The organism is Streptomyces sp. NPDC030814, from assembly GCF_055572155.1.
This window is the reverse complement of the sequence record NZ_JBVIDX010000001.1, coordinates 170,720-187,552: the sequence shown is the minus strand read 5'-3', so window position 1 is coordinate 187,552 and position 16,833 is coordinate 170,720. Positions and strand designations below refer to the sequence as shown.

Sequence of the window (16,833 nt, the reverse complement as noted above, 5' to 3'; positions counted from 1 at the left end):
CCCCTCCTCCCCGACCGGGGACGGCCGCCCCCTCGCCCCGTTGGCGGGAGCTTCTCCCCTCGTCCTCCGACCAGGACGCCTCGTCCTCCGACCAGGACATCTGTCTTCCGACAAGGACTTCGCATGACAGCGACGACATCGCCGTACTCGGAGCTCAAAGCGCCGACCACGGTCCGCAGACTGCTCACGGCACCGACCACCGGCCCCTTGGCCGCCCTCCTCCTGGCCTGCGCCTTCTTCTCGCTCTCGACCGACCAGTTCCTCACCGGCGGCAACTTCTCGCTGATCATCCAGCAGGTCATGGTCGTGGGCACCCTCGCCATCGGGCAGACCCTGATCATCCTCACGGCCGGGATCGACCTGTCGTGCGGGGCGGTGATGGCGTTCGGCAGCATCATGATCGCCAAGATGGCGGCCGAGGGCTCACTGCCTCCGCTCGTCGCCATCGCCGTGGGCATAGGCGTCTGCGGCGGTTTCGGGCTGCTCAACGGCCTGTTGGTGCAGAAGATCCCGCTGCCGCCGTTCATCGTCACCCTCGGCATGCTCAATGTGGCGTTCGCGCTGACGCACATCTACTCCGAGGAGCAGACGGTCAGCAACCTGCCCGGCCCGCTGACCGCCCTCGGGGAGACCTTCCCCCTCGGCTATACAGACGTCACCTACGGCTCCCTGGTCACCATCGCCCTGTTCCTCCTCCTCGCCTACGCGCTGAGCAGCACCGGCTGGGGCCGGCACGTCTACGCCCTGGGCAACAGCGCCGAGGCCGCACGCCTGAACGGCATCCGTACCTCCCGCCTGACCGTCGGCGTCTACACGGTGGCCGGTCTGCTGTACGGCATCGCCGCCCTGCTGCTCATCTCCCGCACCGGCGTCGGCGACCCGCAGGCCGGACAGACCGACAACCTCGACAGCATCACCGCCGTGGTCCTCGGCGGCACCAGCCTCTTCGGCGGCCGCGGTTCGGTCCTCGGCACCTTCATCGGCGTCCTCATCGTCGGTGTGTTCCGCAACGGGCTCCAGCTGATGGGTGTCGCCTCGATCTACCAGACCCTGATCACGGGTGTCCTGGTGATCCTCGCGGTGACCGTCGACCAGATCTCCCGGAAGAAGGCACGATGACCGCGACCGACGCCCCCACGCCCGTGCTGCAGGCCCGCGGCCTCGTCAAGCGGTACGGACACGTCACCGCCATCGACGGCGCGGACTTCGATCTGCTGCCCGGCGAGGTCCTCGCCGTCATCGGCGACAACGGAGCCGGCAAGACCAGCCTCATCAAGGCCCTGACCGGAGCCGTGGTCCCGGACGCGGGCGAGATACGCCTCAACGGGGAGCCCATCACCTTCTCCGGTCCGCAGAGCGCCCGCGCCCACGGCATCGAGACGGTCTATCAGGACCTCGCGGTGGCCGCGTCGATGGACATCGCCTCGAACATGTTCCTCGGTCGTGAGCTGCGCCGCCCCGGTGTCCTCGGCACCGCCTTCCGCATGCTCGACAAGAAGCGCATGCGCCAGGAGGCCGCCGAGCACATGGCCGACCTCAAGATCGGTCTGCGCTCGCTCACCCAGGCGGTGGAGACCCTCTCCGGCGGACAGCGGCAGGCGGTCGCGGTCGCCCGGGCCGTTGCCTGGGCCCGCTCGGTGGTCGTCATGGACGAACCCACCGCCGCCCTCGGCGTCAAGGAGTCGGGCCAGGTCCTCGACCTGATCCGCCGGGTCCGCGACAAGGGCATGCCGGTGGTCCTCATCAGCCACAACATGCCCCATGTCTTCGAGATCGCCGACCGCATCCACGTCCACCGCCTCGGCCGGCGCGCCGCCGTGATCAAGCCCTCCGACTACTCCATGGCCGAGGTCGTCGCCATCATGACCGGCGCACTCACCGTCGACGAAGCCGGAGATACTGTCGTTGCGGACTCGAAGGCCGCGAAGGCCGCCGGTGTCCGGGCCACTTGACAGCTCAACCCCGCTCTCACGTTCCGGCCGGAGGCCGCGGCCGGAACGAAGAGCCCTTCAGGAGACGGTTTCCTCCATGGCAGCGAACCGCCGCCCCACCCTCGCCGATGTCGCCCGAGAGGTAGGGGTAAGCGCCAAGACGGTCTCCCGGGTCCTCAACGAGGACGGCCCCGTCTCCGCGCGGACCAGGGAACAGGTCCTGGCCGCAGTGGCGAAGCTCGGCTTCCAGCCGAACCTCATGGCCCGCAACATCCGCGTCGGCGGCCCGGACACCACCATCGGGCTGGTCATCCCCGACCTGGGCAACCCCTTCTTCGGGGCGGTGGCCCGAGCCATCGAGGACACCGTCAGCGAACGGGGACTGACCCTGCTCATGGGGTCGTCCGCCGACGACCCCGAGCGTGAACGCGCCCTGACCGACAAGTTCCTCGCCCGCCGGGTCAGCATCCTGATCGTCGTCCCCTCCGTCGGGGCCGACCACTCCCACCTCAGGTCCCACCGCACGGCGGGACTGCCCGTGGTCTTCCTGGACCGGCCCGGGGTCGGCCTGGTCACGGACAGCATCGTCAGTTCCAACCGTGCCGGGGCGCAGGAGGGCGTCGCGCACCTCATCGCCCACGGGCACCGCAGGATCGGCTTCGTCGGCGACCTGCCCCCGAAGCTGTACACCCGCCGTGAGCGTCTGGCCGGCTACCGCTCGGCGCTGCTGGCGGCCGGGATCCCCTACGACCGTGCCCTCGTCTCCAACGCGCACGACCAGCGGGGCGCCGAGGCCGCCACCGCCCAGCTCCTCGGGCTGACCGATCCCCCGACCGCCCTGTTCGCGGGCAACAACATCATGGCGCTGGGCATAGTGGCCGAACTCGCCCGCAGCAAGCGCAAGGAGGTCGCTGTCGTCGCCTTCGACGATGTGGCGCTCGCCGAGGCGCTGGAGCCTGCCCTGACCGTCGTGGCACAGGACGCGGAGGAACTCGGCCGGGCAGCGGCGACCACCGCCCTGACCCGTCTGGACGGGGACCGCGGCCGCGCCCACACCATCACCGTCCCCACCCGACTGATCATCCGGGGCTCGGGCGAACAACCCGCCCCGAAGCCGTAGACACGCGGTGCGTTCACCTTTCCCTGTCCCGTACGGCCAGGGGCGACCCCAGCCACGCCGATGCACACAACGGGTTCACCGGCCTTCAGCCCTGGGGGCGGGCGCGCCGGCACACGCTCTACTCCCAGGTCGCGGTGTCCGGGTCGATGCCGTGGGCGCGCGCACTGGCGTCGACGATGTGCCGGAACCAGGTGGCGAGGCCGGCGCGGATGCCGTCGTAGTGGGCGGCGAAGCCCGGATCGGACGCGTACATGCGGCCGAGACAGACCTGCATCCGCCTGGTGAGGGGGAAGTACGCGGCGAAGACCTCGCGGTGCCGCTCGACGAGTAGATTCGCCTCCGGATCGCCGGGGGTGACGCCGGCGTCCATCGCCTCCCCGAGGGCGCGGTCGAAGCCGGCGACGGCCTCGGCGACGGCCTGCCATTCCTCCGGGCCGCGGGCGGCCGAGCGTTCGGCGTACTGCTGCCACTGCTGGGTCTCCCCGTAGCGCTGACGGGCCTCGGCGGGCCAGTCGGGGTTCCATCCCGGGCCGAAGACCGCGGCCTGCTGCTCGGCGGTCAGCAGCAGGCCGCGCTCGTGGGCGTCGATCATCCGGGCCAGTTGGGCGTCGAGCCGGTTGAGGCGGTCGATCCGTTCGGCGACCTGGGTGCGCTGCGCGCGCAACGCGCCGGGCACGTCCGCGGTCGAGTCGTCCAGGACGGAACGGATCCGGTCCAGGCCGAGACCGAGCTCGCGGTAGACGACGATGCGATGGAGGCGTTCCAGATCACCGGTGGTGTAGAGCCGGTAGCCGGCGGCCGTGCGCAGCGACGGTCGCGCCAGACCGACCTCGTCCCAGTGGTGCAGCGCGCGGACGGTCACGCCGAGCCGTGTCGAGACCTGACCGACGGTCAGTCCATCGGCGTCCGTGGCATCAGGCATGGTCCCCATTGTCGCCGTTGCCCGCACCCGGAGGGCTGATCCCGACGGCCGCGAGGTTCCGTGCCTCCGGTCCGGCCGGATCGAAGGGCTTCGCCGCGGTGAAGACGATCCGCGCGTTCTCCGGGGTGGTCACCACCACGTCGCGGGTGTTCCAGGGAGTGTCCCGTGGGCCGTCGACCGAGTCCGGACGCACGGCACGGCACTGTTCGACCACGGAGTCGACCTGGCTGAGCAGGCACGCGAAGCTGACGCTCATCGCCGACGCCCGCTCCGGAACGCTCTCGGCCGGCACGAGGAGCACGTCCTGGAAGGCCCACCGGCGCAGATGTACGACTCCGCCGGGGATGCTGAACAGTTCGAAGAACCCGAGCCCGCGGACCCAGAAGTCCACCGAAGCCGCCAGATCGGTCGTGGGGACCGTCACGAACGCGGGCATCCCGTAGATGCCGAGGAACGGCTCGGGCGGAACCGCGTCCGGGCCGGGAGCGGGTACGGGACTCATCTCGAACGCGTCGTAGTAGTCGCTCATGCACCCCACTCAAGGGCCTCACGCGGCGTGAGGGTCAAGCAGAACCGGCCATCGAGACCTGACGTTTCATCAGTTTCCTTGCCCGGCAAGTGGGTTGGGATCATTCTGTGATGCGCCTGTGAACTCCTGTTTCCTGGAGGTACATCCGTGTCATCCCACCCCCCACTGACCCGGCCCACGCGCCGGAGACGGCGCGCGAGACTGGCCGTCGGCACCCTGGTCACCGCGCTGTTCGGCCAGTTGCTCGCCGGGACCGCCGTCGCCGCCCCCTCGGCCGGGCCCCCGTCGCCCGGACGCATAGCCTGGGAACCCTGCGCATCACCCTCCGGGCAGGGCACCTTCGAGTGCGCCACCCTCACCGTGCCGGTGAACTGGAAAAAGCCGCGCGGCGTTACCGTCGACCTGGCGCTCACCCGCCATCCGGCGACGAACCCCGCGCACAGGATCGGCTCGCTCCTCATCAACCCCGGCGGCCCGGGGGGCTCCGGTGTGGACTTCGCGTTCAGCGCGCCCGAGAGCTTCTCCCCCGCGCTCCTGGAGCGCTTCGACATCGTGGGCTTCGACCCCCGCGGCGTCGCCCGGAGCAACCCGATGAGGTGCGACAGCGACCGGGTGACGGCGCAGGCCGGACTGCTCTACCCGGACAGCGCCGCCTCCTTCACCGCCCTCCGCCGGGCGAACCGTGCACTCGGCAAGAGCTGCCGCGCCCTCACCGGCCCCCTCGTCGACCACATGGACACCGCGAGCGTCATCCGCGACATGGACGCGATCCGCGCCGGCCTCGGCGAGAAGCGGATCAGCTACTACGGCGTGTCCTACGGCACCGGCATCGGCCAGCAGTACGCCGAGCGGTACCCGCACCGCGTCCGCGCGATGACGCTCGATTCCAACATGGACCACAGCCTGGGCACATGGGACTACCAGAGGACCGAGACGGTCGCGATGGAGGAGTCCTACGGCCAGTTCGCCGACTGGTGCGGCCGTACGCCGTCCTGCGCGCTCCACGGCCGGGACGCCCGCGCCCTGTTCGACTCGCTCTACGAGCGCGCGGACGCCGGTGAACTGGTCCTGCCGGGCGACCCGCCGCACACCGTGACCACCCAGGAACTCCAGGGGGTGGCGTTCGGCGACATGTATGATCCGGCCTCCTGGTTCGAGTTCGCCCAGCACCTGTCCGACCTGGATGCCGGCCACCCCGCCGCGGCACGGAACCTCGGGCAGCGCGGTGAGCCCACGGAGTTCTCGTACCTCCCGGTGACGTGCCAGGACTACGACTTCGACGTGTCCTCGTACCGCACACTCGCCCGCTACGAACGCAAGCTGGCCCGTCTCGCCCCGGTGACCCGGCTGAGCTCCCTGGCGTGGACCGACCTGACCGGCTGCCAGGACTGGCCGACCGAGGTGACCAACCCGCCGCACCGGCTCCGCGTCGACGGCACCCCGCCGATCCTCGTGACCAACAGCCGCTACGACGTGGCGACACCGCACTCCTGGGGCTCCAACGCGGCCCGCCAGATCGGCCGCGAGGCCGTCTTCCTCACCTACGACGGCGTCGGCCACGGCGACTACTGGCTGAGCCCGTGCGCCCGCGAGACCATCGACACGTACCTCCTCACCCTGAAGACCCCTCGCAAGAACACCCACTGCCCCGCGATCTGGCCGGCCGCCCCCGCCGCCCAGCGCCAGTCACCGACCGGCGACCTCGTCAACCCGCTGCCCGACCTGCTGGGCGCGGGCCGGCTCGGCTCGGCTCGGCCCTGAACGGCTTGAACGGCCGAGGTCCCTCTCACCCTCGAACACGGGGTGAGGGGGACCACCTGATCGATTGACTCATTCAATGGACTAAGTCGATATGATGGCTGCATGGCTCATGTTTCCGCGGCAGAACGCCGTCCTCAGCTGATCAAGGCCGCCATCGACCTGATGACGAGGGAGGGGGTGGCCGCCGGCAGCACCCGTGCCATCGCCGCCGAGCTGGGCGTGGCCCAGGCGACGGTGCACTACACCTTCGGTACCAAGGAAGACCTGTACCGGGCCGTCATGGAGCAGCTCACCCATGATCTGATCGCGCAGGTCGAACGGGCGGCGCCCGCGGACGCCGGCTTCGAGGAGACGATCGCGGCACTCGCCGCCGCCCTGTGGCGGACCCTGCGCGAACAGCCGGCCGCCCATCTGCTCCTCACCGAACTGTCCATGTTCGCGCTCCGGACACCACGGTTGCAGGAGACCCTCGAAGGCCACTACCGCGAGGTGACGGCCGTGACGACGAAGCTGGTGACCGAGGCGGCCGAGCGCACCGGTCACCGGCTCGCCCAGCCGGCGAAGACCCTCGCCCGGTTCTTCCTGGCCGGCTTCGACGGCCTCTCCTCGCAGCATCTCTCCCTGCCCGACGAGGAGGCCGAGCTCACCTGTCTGCAGGCGCTGGTCTCCGCCGTCGTCGCTCTGGCGGGAGGCCGGATGGAGTTCGTGACCCTGCCGAAGGCCTGACGGCAGGGTGGCACCGGGCCGGTCGTGGGCCTTCCGGATTCCGCGGTGTCGTCTCCGCCTCGGAGCAGCGTCTGCGCCCCGCTGCCAGGCGAAGGGTCCTCAACGCCCGAGCGGCCGCTGCCCCTGACATCGGTCAGGGGCAGCGGCCGCCGGCACGTGGTCCGCACCACGTCCTCAGGCCGTCGGCACGCGTCCGGGCCGCGGTTGTCCGGCGGCCTCCCCGCCGGCCACCGTCATCCTCAGCAGGGGCAGCGAGGCGAGGCAGGTGCCGATCGCCAGGACGATGCTCAGTACGCCGGCCCCGGCACCGTCGAGGACGGCGCCGACGGCCAGCGGTCCGACGCCGGTGCCCAGCGCGCCCGCGCCACTGAGGGAGGCGACCAGGCGGCCGGTCGGGTCGATGAGCGCCGCGGCGGCGAGCATCTGCACCAGGACGGCCAGTTGGCAGGCCTGCCAGAGGACGGCAGCGATGGTGAAGACCACGGGATCGGGGGTGAAGATCAGGACCGCCATGGCGAGAGCCTGCGCCAGGACGAAGGCGGCCATCGACCGCATACGCCCGAAGTGCCGCGCGGCGACGGGTCCCACCGCGGCGCCGACGAGCGCCACGACGCTGGAGACGGCGAGGACGGCCGACACGGCGGAGTGCGACATGCCGGTGTGCTGCCGCCCCAGGACCGAGGCGTACGACCACGCGCCCTGGGTGACGGCCCACAGGAGGCCGGTGCCGACGAGCAGCACGACCGACGGCCGCGCCGAGGCCGCTCCGAGCGCACCTGCGGACCCGGTGCCCGGTGCTGGGGAAGCGGCGATGCCGTCGGGGAGCCGGCGCACCAGCGGCCAGGCGGCCAGACAGCACAGCGCCATCAGCAGGAAGCCGGTGCCCTCCCCCAGGTCGTGGTTGGCCGCGGGGACCCCCATGATCAGCAGCGCTGTCACGCCCACCACGCCGCAGATGGTGACCGCGGAGGCCTTGTCGGCGTCGTCGGTGGCGGCGAGAGCGGCCGTGGCCGCCGCGTAGACCGCGCCGAGCCCCGCGCCGAGGACCAGGTTGGCCAGGACCAGGCTCACCGGGTCGGTGACGGCCGCCGCGGCCAGAAAGCCGACGCCCGAGACGGCCAGGCCCAGGCGGGCCATCCGCACCCGCCCCGGCCGGGCCGCCCGCTTGGCCAGCAGCAGGGTGACGACGGCGGTCGCCATCAGCTGGGTCGCGGCCACGAGCCCCGCGGCCGAGTCCGACAGCGCGAAGCGCGTCGCGAAGTCGTCGACGAAGACGGGCATCACGTTCGCCCCGCCGTTGCCCAGGGTCACTCCGGCGATGAGGGCGACCGCCACGCCGAAGGTGAGTGCGGGCCCTGTTCGTACGTTCACCGACGGCTCCTCTGCGCGTGGTGGGGAGCGGTCAACGGTCGTCGGCGGGGCGCCGGGCGTGCGACGGGCATGAGATCCTCACGGGTTCAGGAGGGGGCGGGACACGTTCCGAAGGAGACAGGGCCACGGATGTGGGGGGTGTCCGTGACCCTGTCGGTCTGTGGGTCGGCGTGGTGTGCGGCGGGCGCCGGCCACCACGCCGTGGGTGGTCAGCCGGCCCAGACGTCCTCGACGTAGGTGCCGGACTCGATCAGGGCGTTCAGCCAGGCGCTCGCCTCGTCTTCCCCGGCGCCGGTGTGCGTGCGGTAGATCGCCCGGAACGCCTCCCGCACCGCCGGGGCCATCCTGCGTCCGTCGCCGCAGATGTGGACACGTCCGCCGGCCTCCAGCACCGCCCAGACCTCCTCGCTCTCCTTGGCGATGCGGTCCTGGACGAAGCGGGCCCCGTCCTCGGGCGCGCAGGAGAAGGTGGGCCGCATGCTGACGGCTCCGGCGGCCTCGGCCGCCTCGAACTCCGTACGGTGCAGGTAGTCGACGTCGGGGTGGTCGCAGCCGAAGTAGCACAGCAGGGTGCCTGCCGACTTGGTGTGGTGGCGGTCCAGGACGGCCCCGCGGAAGGGGGCCAGACCGGTGCCCGCGCTGACCAGGATCACCGGCACTGAGTCGTCCTCGGGCAGCCGGAAGGCCTCGCTGCAGGGCAGCACCCGGGCCTGGACGGTGTCGCCCGCGTTCACGGTCTGCAGGTAGTGCGAGCCGATGCCGCGGAAGGTGCCCTCGCCTGAGCGGTGGGGCGCGGCGAGCAGCGACACCATCAGGTCGACCTCGCCGGGAGAGGCTGCGGCGGACGAGGAGATCGAGTAGTGGCGCGGGCGCAGCACGGGCAGCAGTTCCAGGAAGACCTCGAACGGCAGCTCGCAGGCCCGGTAGCGCTCCAGCAGGTCGAGGAGGCTGCGTCCGGCGGCGGTCACCTGCTCGCGGAACGTCTCCGCGTCCGCCGCGGCGAGCTCGGCCAGGGGGCGCTTCTCGGGCGGGCAGGCGGTGTGCTCGGCGAGCGCGGCGACCTGCTCCTGGGTCGCGGTGTCCTGGAGTTCGACGAAGTCGGTGAGCAGGCGGCGCAGGGTCAGCGGGCGGTCGACCGGCAGGGCGCCCCGGCTGCGGCGGCGGGCCTGGAGCCGGACGGTGCGGTCCAGGTCGAGGGAGAAGCGGTCGGCCACCCGCTGGACGAGGTCGGCGGGGTTGCTCGGGAGCACGGCCAGGTGGTCGCCGGTGCGGTAGGTGACGCCCTCGGGCAGCCGCAGCTTGACGAAGCGCTTGGAGCGGCCCAGTCCGTGGTCCATGTCGACCAGTTCGTAGGCGTCGAGCACCTCCATCGGCTGGACGCCGTGCCGTGCCGCGAGTCCGCCGATGACCGAGTCGGTCGCGTCCTCCAGGACGTACAGTCCCGTTTCCCGGTCGTCCTCGGACTCGGCGGCGGTCGCTTCCCCGGCGGCCCCGTACCGCTCCAGCAGGGCGGTCCACAGGTCACCGGTCCAGCGGTCCACCGTGCCGGCGAAGTCGCCGGCGGCGTCGGCGGCGCCGCGCTCCAGCAGGGGTGTGGCGCCCGCGGCGGTGAGCCGCTCGTCGATGAAGGTGGGGACGCGCTGGTAGGTGGCGGCCCAGTTGCGGTCGCCGACGCCGAGGACGGCGTACGTCAGGCCGTCGAGCGCGCCGGGCTCGAGTCCTTCCAGCCAGGTGACGAACTCCGTGGCGTCGTCGGTGGGCCTGCCGTTGTAGGAGGCGGCGACGATCACGACCGGCCCGTCACCCGCGGAGAGTTTGCCCACGGCGTCGTTGAGGGGAGCGACGGACGGCGTGAAGCCGCGCTCGCCGCCGTCGTCGGCAAGGTCGCGGGCGATGCCCACGCAGGTGCCCAGGTTGGAGCCGTGCAGGAGCGTCAGCGCGGTCCCGGCGGCACGCCGGACGGCGGGGCGGTCCTGGCCGGCGGGAGCGCTGTCCGCGGCGAGGGCCGCAGCAGGGGCCAGGCGCCGCTCGCCGCTGGTGCGCCGGGCCAGCTTCAGGGTGAACCGGTCGGGCTTCAGCGTGAGGGACTGCTTGATCTTCAGCTGGTAGTCGGTGTGGTCGATCAGGCGGTAGCGGTGAATCACCAGGGCGAGCACCAGCGTCGCCTCGTGCAGCGCGAACTGGCGTCCGATGCAGGCGCGTTCGCCGTTGCCGAACGGCTTGAACAGGTGGACCGGCCGCTGCTCCTCCCGCTCGGGCAGGAACCGGTCGGGGTCGAACAGCTCGACGTTCTCGCCCCAGGCGGGGTCGCGGTGCAGCTGGGGGATGAGGATCTGGATCGACTCGCCCTTGCGCACGGCGTACTTCCCGCCGATGACCGTGTCCTCGATCGGCTCCACCGCGAAGGCGGGCGCCGTCGGCCACAGCCGCAGGCTCTCGTTGAGCACCTGGCGGATGTACGTCAGCTTCCCGATGTCCCCGTAGTCGGGCTCGGGGGTGTCCGTGTCGCCCCACAGGGCGTCGACCTCGGCCTGGGCGCGGGCCAGCACCTCGGGGTGCTTGGTCAGGTAGTAGAGGGCGAACGACAGCGCCCCGCTGGTGGTCTCGTGGCCCGCGATGAGGAACGTGATCGCCTGGTAACGGATGTTGACGTCGTCCAGGGGCTCGCCCGTCACCGCGTCCCGGGTGTGCAGCATGCGCCCCAGCAGGTCGTCGGTGCTCTGGTCGCCGGACGCCCGGCGCTGCCGGATCACCTCGTCGACCAGACCCTCCATCAGGGCCACGTCCTCGCGGAACTGCTCCGCCTGCTTCCACTTGAACAACTCCGCGCCGGGGATGGACTCCCCCTTGTCCTGGGCGAAGCCGAGCGCCCGCGACAGGGCGGTGACGAACGGGTGCGGCTCGTCGCGGTCGAACGACTCGAAGTCGTAGCCGAAACCGCACAGGCCGATCGTGTCGAGCGTCAGCCGGGTCATGTCGTCGGCCACGTCCACCGGCTCCGAACCCGCTGCCTGGTCCCACTTCCCGATCAGCTCCCGGGCGACCCGGAGCATCGTCGCGTGGTAGCCGCGCATCGCACCGAGCGAGAACGCCGGCATCAGGACGTCGTGCGCCTTGCGCCAGTTGGGCTCGTCGTTGTAGGCGGTGAAGAGCCCGTCGCCACCGATGCCCCGGAGGATCACCAGGTCGGGGTGGACGTTCTTGCGGAACCGGCTCTCGTCCGCCAGCTCGGTGACCAGGTCGAGGCCCGAGGCGAAGTTGATCTCGTTGCCGAAGACACGGAGCTTGAACAGCGGTCCCAGCTCCTTGGCCTCCTTCATCACGTAGAGCAGGCCGTCGGCCCCGCTGGGGATGTCGAGTGCGTGGCCGACCAGGGGCAGGGCGGGACGCTGGGGAATCGGTTCGGTTCCGCGCAGGGTCTCGTGGGTCATGAGCTTGCCTTTCGTTCCGCACAGGCTGTCGCTGGGTAGAACCATACAAGCGACATTGTCACTCGACAATGTCGTCTGATTGTGGCGCTCGACACAGTCGGGCGATTCGAATGCTCTGATCCCTGAATGCCCGACCGGCCAGGGTGAGGTGATTCGGTGGTCCCGGACGCCACAGGGGGTTCACGACCCCGTTCCGCCGGCCCGCCACGAGCAACACGAAGCCCCTCCCGCGACTCACCGTCGCCGGAGGGGCTTCCCGGACCTCGTCGGGCCACGTCGATCTTCAGACACATGCGCTCACGGCTCGAGCCGAGCCGAGGTCAGCAGGCTTCAGGGGGTGAGAACGAACCGGATCGGGTCGCCGATCTTCTTCTCCAGCCGGGTCACGGCGTCCGCGGCCTCGGCCAACGGGATGTGAGCGGTGATGGAAGGAGCCAGATCGATCCGTCCGGCGGAGGTCAGACCGATGAGCTGTTCCACGTGCTCGAAGCCGGACCCGTAGTGGCCGCGGATCTGGTTGCCCCGGAAGCTGAACCCGGTGCTGTCGCTCACGACGATCGACTCCGGAGTGAGTCCCGCGAGCACCAGGATGCCTCCGGCCCCCAGCGCGGCAACCGCCTGGACGCGGGCGGCGGGTACGCCGGCGAAGTCGAACGCCACGTCGACGCCCCGCCCCGCGGTGGCCTGCGCCAGCGCCTCGGTGAAGCCGTCCGCGGTCGGGTCGAGCGCGAGATCGGCGCCGAAGGCGAGGGCCCGCTCCCGAGCCGAGGGCAGGGGATCGACGGCGATGACCGGGGCCGCGCCGACCATACGGGCGAGCCGGACGCCATGGGCACCGAGGCCGCCCGCGCCCCAGATCCCGACCGCCTGCGCCGGACGCACCGCGCCCGTTTCGACGATGGCGGCGTACGGGGTGGAGACGGCGTCGGGGATGATGGCGGCCTGGTCGAAGGGGAGGTCGTCCGGGATGGCGAGCAGGGTGTCCTCACGCGCCACCGCGTACTCGGCCCAACCACCGTCATAGTCCACGCCGCGGGTGAGTGGCTGTCGGCACGAGGCGCGGCGCAGACAGCCGCCGCACCCGCCGCACGCCTGCCCGGCCTGCAGCACCACCCGAGTGCCCGGCACCCATTCCTCGGCCACCCCCGGGCCCACGGCATGAATGACGCCGGCGACCTCATGCCCGAGGGTGACGGCGCGCGAAGCCGCGACGGAGTCGACGGGGAACGCGGGACTGATGCTGCCGTCGATCAGATGCACGTCGGACAGGCAGACCCCCGCGGCCCGCACCTCCACCAGCACCTCCCCCGGACCCGGAGTGGGCACGGGGACCTCTTCGACGGCGAACGTGTGGGTGTCCAGGCGGAGCCGCCCGGCGAGCATGGTCTTCATGACGGACCTCGATCCTCTCGATGCCTCAAGCGCATGACATTGTCGATTGACCATGTCATGCGACCCAGTTGGTAGACAAGTTCAAGTGATCGATGTCTCATGAGACAGGCCGACAATCGCGCGGCGCCGAACCCCGGCCACCGCTTCACGCGGCGGGCGTACGCGCCCCGGCTCGTCTCGGCGTGATCAGTCCGGTGGCACGGCCATGGCACGTCATGGCACGCGTCATGGCGCGGTCGGCGAGCGCCGTCATGGCGCTCATCTGCCGCGTCGTTCCGCCGCTCACGTCCGGGCTTCCACGTCGGGGGCTCAGCTCAGCAGTGCGGCGACGGCTCGGGCGGCTTCGCGGGCGGGGCGGCCGACGCCGATGACGGCCGCGGCGCGGGGCCGGTCCTGTCGCCGTACCCGAGGAGGTGCCGGGCCGGCCGGCCGAGGACCTGGGCGCGGCCATGCGGATGCGGCCGCGTGGGCCGAGTGGGGCAAGGTGGGCGGGACCGGGGCGGAATCCGGCGCACCAGATGATCGCGTCCGCTTCCGCGGTCATGCCGTCGGCCCAGGCGACCCCGGTGGGAGTGATGCGGTCGGACATCGGCTGGGCCTTGAGCAGACCGGCGTCACGGGCGGCGTGCACCGGCGGTACCGCGACGATGGCGCCGAGGGAGGCGACGCCGCCGGTGTCCTCACGGCCTTCGTCGAGGGCGCGGCGGCGCGCGGTGGCGTGGTCGAAGAGGGCACGGCCGTCGATGTCGTCGGCTAGGTAGCGCGGCTCACGCTGGGTGACCCCGGTCAGCGCGGCGTCGCACGCGAGGTCGGCGGCGATCTGAGCGCCGCAATGGCCACCTCCGACCACGATCACGCGCTGTCCGGCGAAGTCGCGAGGGCTGCGGTGGGCCACGGTGTGCGACCGGCTCCCCGTGAACCCCGTACACCCGGGGACCGCGGGGACGAAAGGCCGCGACCACGTGCCGATGGCGCTGATGACCGCACGGGCCCGCCACGTACCGGAGTCGGCGTGAACGGCAGGAGTTCGCCGTCGCGACGGACGGCGTCGGCGCGGACGGGCCGATGGACAGGCAGGTCGTACCGCTGCTCGTAGTCGGTCAGGTACGAGACGACGTGGGCGGCGTCCGGGTATGTCTGCCCCGGCTGGGCCGACGACACGGGCGGCCGGGCAGGCAGGAGTGGGCGGCCGGGGAGAACAGGCGCAGGGACTCCCAGCTGCGCTGCCAGGCGCCGCCCGGCGTCGACTGGGCGTCCAGGATGACGAAGTCCAGGCCCAGGCGCCTCAGGTGGTGGCCGGCAGCGAGCCCGGGCTGGCCACCGCCGATCACCACCCCACCCGTACGGCTCATGCCGTGGTGGTCTCGCTGCCGGTTCTGCCGCGCATGAAGATGACCGCCACCAGGGCCAGGCCGACGACGGCGCCGACGAGTTGCATGCCGATGAAGCCGGGGACGGAGGCGGGGGCGATGCCGGCGAAGGTGTCGGTGAAGGCGCGGCCGATCGTCACCGCCGGGTTGGCGAACGAGGTGGACGAGGTGAACCAGTACGCGGCACCGATGTACGAGGCGACGGCGACCGGCGCGTACCGCAGCCGGTCCGTACGGGCCAAGCCGAAGATCAACAGGATGAGTCCGGCGGTCGCCACGACCTCACCCAGCAGCAGGTTTCCGGCCGACCGGTCGTGTGTGGACCATGCGACCAGCGGCTCACCGAACATCGCGTCCGCCAGGACCGCACCGGCGATCGCCCCGACGACCTGGGAAGGGACGTACACGGCCAGCTCCCGGGTGTTCACGCCGGCGCCGCCGCGGCGGGCGGTCCACCACTCGGCGAGCGTGACGGCCGGGTTGAAGTGGGCGCCGGAGACAGGGCCGAGGAGGACGATCAGAACACCGAGCCCGAAGACCGTGGCCATGGAGTTCGCGAGGAGCTGCAGCCCCACGTCCCTGCTGAGCTCGGTGGCCTGGATGCCGGAGCCGACCACGACCGCGACCAGGGCGGCCGTGCCGACGAGTTCGGCGGCGGCGCGGGCCACCAACGGCGTGCGCGGTGGGGTCGCACCGGGTGCGGGCCGGGGCTCGTCGGCGGCGGGGGCGCCCTCCGCCGCGCATGCGGCACCGACGGGTTCGACGACGGACAACGGTTCTCCTCGGGCGGGCGACATGGAGGGGCGGGCTACGGACAGGACCGCTTGACGTTCGCTTCGGCCGTGGCGCGCGCGGTCCGGGCGAGGTCGGCGAACTGACCGGCGAGCTGCTCGATGACGTCCGGGCGGAGCCGGTAGTACGTGAACCGGCCGCAGGGCTCGGTCTCCACGACGCCGGCCTCTCGCAGCACTCTCAGATGGTTGGAGAGGTTGGTCTGCTTGGCGCCGGTCTCCTCCACCAGGTGGGTGGTGCACAGCGTCTCGCGGGCGAGCAGGGCCACGATCCGCAGCCGCAGAGGGTCACCCAGAACCCGGATCAGTTCAGTGTCGACTGACGTCATCATGGGCTGATACTGTCACATCACCCGAGGCTGATACCAGCCTGGACTGACCTTGGATTCCGCTGAAGGGGGTTCTCCTGCCATGACGGCGTCCTCGCACCCGGTCCCGCCCGACGAACGCCTCTCGGCGGGCGCGGCCCGTCTCACCGTCCGCCCTCGGGATGCAGGTTCCGGTCGGGACCGTGCATGTGCCTGATCGCCGACTCCTTCGCGCTCTTCACGCGCGCATGAGCGCCCTCCCCGACGCCCCGCCCCGCCCCTGACCTCTCCCTGCACGCACGCTCCCCTGCCCCGAGGAAGAACCCGATGTCCACCGCTCCGCTCGCCTCCGTCCTGTTCGTCTGCGTCCACAACGCCGGCCGCTCCCAGATGGCCGCCGGCTTCCTGCGGCACCTGGCCGGCGACCGCGTCGAGGTCCGCTCCGCCGGGTCGATCCCCGGAGACCAGGTCAACCCCTCCGCCGTCGAGGCCATGGACGAACTCGGCATCGACATCGCCGGCCAGAGGCCGAAGGTCCTGACCGCCGAGGCCGTTCAGGCGTCCGACTACGTCATCACCATGGGCTGCGGCGACGCCTGCCCGATCTTCCCCGGCAAGAAGTACCTCGACTGGGCCCTGGAAGACCCGGCGGGCAAGGGTGTCGAGGCCGTCCGCCCCATCCGCGACGAGATCAGGGCCCGCATCGAGGACCTCATCGCCGAGATCGACGCCCGACAGTCGTCATGACCCGCGGTCGAGCCCACCACCGACGACGTCCGCGAGCGCATGGCCTGCCGTCTTCCCACCCGGCTCTGCCGGATCGTCGTCACGTCCGTGATCCTTCACTTGCCTGTCGCGCGGGCACCTTGTCGGCCACCCCGGCGGCGAGAGGCTGACCAAGGCAGCGCTGCCCGACCACACAACCACCGGGTGGCGCGCCCCGGCCCGCGCCGACGACCGGCGCGGGATCACGCCTGCGGCCACGCCCGGATCCGCCATCGGCGCCCTGCCACCTCGGACCCCCGGGGCCTCACCGCCTGGTGCGGTGGCGTGGGTCACCTGCGCGGCCGCGTGGTCATGTCCCCGGCGAGGCCCACGATCCAGCGCCTCGGGCCCTTGGTGGCGTCGCTCAACCACTACAGCAAGGGCGCCGTCGGCCTCCGTAGTCGGTGCGCCGCTCC

Annotated in this window: 13 protein-coding genes and 1 pseudogene; 6 read left to right on the top strand and 8 right to left on the bottom strand. The window is 71.5% G+C overall.

The window, feature by feature from the left end; all coding sequences use genetic code 11:
- Positions 1–123: 123 nt before the first annotated feature.
- From ACZ43N_RS00745 to ACZ43N_RS00735, 3 genes are all read left to right on the top strand, one after another.
- The gene (locus tag ACZ43N_RS00745) at positions 124–1,119 is read left to right on the top strand and encodes an ABC transporter permease (protein WP_468094166.1); all 996 of its coding nucleotides are present in this window, start codon (positions 124–126) and stop codon (positions 1,117–1,119) included.
- The gene (locus ACZ43N_RS00740; protein WP_468094165.1) at positions 1,116–1,952 is read left to right on the top strand and encodes an ATP-binding cassette domain-containing protein; all 837 of its coding nucleotides are present in this window, start codon (positions 1,116–1,118) and stop codon (positions 1,950–1,952) included. Before ACZ43N_RS00745 ends, ACZ43N_RS00740 begins: the two co-directional genes overlap by 4 nt.
- 76 nt (positions 1,953–2,028) lie before the next feature.
- Positions 2,029–3,051, top strand: coding sequence for a LacI family DNA-binding transcriptional regulator (locus tag ACZ43N_RS00735; RefSeq protein ID WP_468094164.1), 1,023 nt, complete (start codon positions 2,029–2,031; stop codon positions 3,049–3,051).
- Positions 3,052–3,169: 118 nt separating this feature from the next.
- Here ACZ43N_RS00735 and ACZ43N_RS00730 read toward each other — a convergent pair whose 3' ends face one another.
- Together ACZ43N_RS00730 and ACZ43N_RS00725 are read right to left on the bottom strand one after the other, a co-directional pair.
- Positions 3,170–3,973 carry a MerR family transcriptional regulator gene (locus tag ACZ43N_RS00730; protein ID WP_468094163.1) on the bottom strand — a complete coding sequence of 268 codons (804 nt, stop codon included), beginning with the start codon at positions 3,971–3,973 and terminating at the stop codon, positions 3,170–3,172.
- The gene (locus ACZ43N_RS00725; RefSeq protein WP_468094162.1) at positions 3,966–4,502 is read right to left on the bottom strand and encodes a VOC family protein; all 537 of its coding nucleotides are present in this window, start codon (positions 4,500–4,502) and stop codon (positions 3,966–3,968) included. The genes ACZ43N_RS00730 and ACZ43N_RS00725 overlap by 8 nt, the downstream gene beginning before the upstream one ends.
- A gap of 147 nt (positions 4,503–4,649) precedes the next feature.
- Between ACZ43N_RS00725 and ACZ43N_RS00720 the strand changes: the two genes are divergently transcribed.
- Together ACZ43N_RS00720 and ACZ43N_RS00715 are read left to right on the top strand one after the other, a co-directional pair.
- Positions 4,650–6,263 (top strand): alpha/beta hydrolase, encoded by a 1,614-nt coding sequence (locus tag ACZ43N_RS00720; protein ID WP_468094161.1) that lies wholly within the window; start codon positions 4,650–4,652, stop codon positions 6,261–6,263.
- Positions 6,264–6,365: 102 nt separating this feature from the next.
- Entirely contained in the window at positions 6,366–6,989 is a 624-nt protein-coding gene (locus ACZ43N_RS00715; RefSeq protein ID WP_468094160.1) for a TetR/AcrR family transcriptional regulator, read from the top strand.
- Between the two features lie 174 nt (positions 6,990–7,163).
- Here the strand turns inward: ACZ43N_RS00715 and ACZ43N_RS00710 are convergent, their stop codons facing one another.
- The 6 genes and pseudogenes from ACZ43N_RS00710 to ACZ43N_RS00685 all read right to left on the bottom strand — a co-directional run bounded on the left by ACZ43N_RS00710 (position 7,164) and on the right by ACZ43N_RS00685 (position 15,676).
- The gene (locus ACZ43N_RS00710) at positions 7,164–8,360 is read right to left on the bottom strand and encodes an MFS transporter (RefSeq protein ID WP_468094159.1); all 1,197 of its coding nucleotides are present in this window, start codon (positions 8,358–8,360) and stop codon (positions 7,164–7,166) included.
- A 209-nt stretch (positions 8,361–8,569) separates the two neighbouring features.
- Complete coding sequence (locus ACZ43N_RS00705) at positions 8,570–11,791, bottom strand: cytochrome P450 (RefSeq protein WP_468094158.1); 3,222 nt, start codon at positions 11,789–11,791, stop codon at positions 8,570–8,572.
- 330 nt (positions 11,792–12,121) lie between these two features.
- The gene (locus ACZ43N_RS00700; protein ID WP_468094157.1) at positions 12,122–13,183 is read right to left on the bottom strand and encodes a zinc-binding dehydrogenase; all 1,062 of its coding nucleotides are present in this window, start codon (positions 13,181–13,183) and stop codon (positions 12,122–12,124) included.
- A gap of 309 nt (positions 13,184–13,492) precedes the next feature.
- Positions 13,493–14,535: pseudogene (locus ACZ43N_RS00695) on the bottom strand (ArsO family NAD(P)H-dependent flavin-containing monooxygenase).
- Complete coding sequence (locus ACZ43N_RS00690) at positions 14,532–15,350, bottom strand: aquaporin (RefSeq protein ID WP_468094156.1); 819 nt, start codon at positions 15,348–15,350, stop codon at positions 14,532–14,534. Before ACZ43N_RS00690 ends, ACZ43N_RS00695 begins: the two are co-directional and overlap by 4 nt.
- 11 nt (positions 15,351–15,361) lie before the next feature.
- Entirely contained in the window at positions 15,362–15,676 is a 315-nt protein-coding gene (locus ACZ43N_RS00685) for an ArsR/SmtB family transcription factor (RefSeq protein WP_468094155.1), read from the bottom strand.
- Positions 15,677–15,979: 303 nt separating this feature from the next.
- On the opposite strand from ACZ43N_RS00685, the gene ACZ43N_RS00680 reads away from it, so the two are divergent.
- The gene (locus ACZ43N_RS00680) at positions 15,980–16,399 is read left to right on the top strand and encodes an arsenate reductase ArsC (protein ID WP_468094154.1); all 420 of its coding nucleotides are present in this window, start codon (positions 15,980–15,982) and stop codon (positions 16,397–16,399) included.
- Positions 16,400–16,833 lie beyond the last annotated feature (434 nt).

Excerpts from the sequence above, each read along its gene's own strand:
- ACZ43N_RS00740 (WP_468094165.1), top strand. The coding sequence starts at position 1,116 with ATGACCGCGACCGACGCCCCCACGCCCGTGCTGCAGGCCCGCGGCCTC.
- ACZ43N_RS00735 (WP_468094164.1), top strand. The coding sequence starts at position 2,029 with ATGGCAGCGAACCGCCGCCCCACCCTCGCCGATGTCGCCCGAGAGGTA.
- ACZ43N_RS00700 (WP_468094157.1), bottom strand. The coding sequence starts at position 13,183 with ATGAAGACCATGCTCGCCGGGCGGCTCCGCCTGGACACCCACACGTTC.
- ACZ43N_RS00715 (WP_468094160.1), top strand. The coding sequence starts at position 6,366 with ATGGCTCATGTTTCCGCGGCAGAACGCCGTCCTCAGCTGATCAAGGCC.
- ACZ43N_RS00730 (WP_468094163.1), bottom strand. The coding sequence starts at position 3,973 with ATGCCTGATGCCACGGACGCCGATGGACTGACCGTCGGTCAGGTCTCG.
- ACZ43N_RS00705 (WP_468094158.1), bottom strand. The coding sequence starts at position 11,791 with ATGACCCACGAGACCCTGCGCGGAACCGAACCGATTCCCCAGCGTCCC.
- ACZ43N_RS00680 (WP_468094154.1), top strand. The coding sequence starts at position 15,980 with ATGTCCACCGCTCCGCTCGCCTCCGTCCTGTTCGTCTGCGTCCACAAC.
- ACZ43N_RS00690 (WP_468094156.1), bottom strand. The coding sequence starts at position 15,350 with ATGTCGCCCGCCCGAGGAGAACCGTTGTCCGTCGTCGAACCCGTCGGT.
- ACZ43N_RS00685 (WP_468094155.1), bottom strand. The coding sequence starts at position 15,676 with ATGATGACGTCAGTCGACACTGAACTGATCCGGGTTCTGGGTGACCCT.
- ACZ43N_RS00725 (WP_468094162.1), bottom strand. The coding sequence starts at position 4,502 with ATGAGCGACTACTACGACGCGTTCGAGATGAGTCCCGTACCCGCTCCC.
- ACZ43N_RS00745 (WP_468094166.1), top strand. The coding sequence starts at position 124 with ATGACAGCGACGACATCGCCGTACTCGGAGCTCAAAGCGCCGACCACG.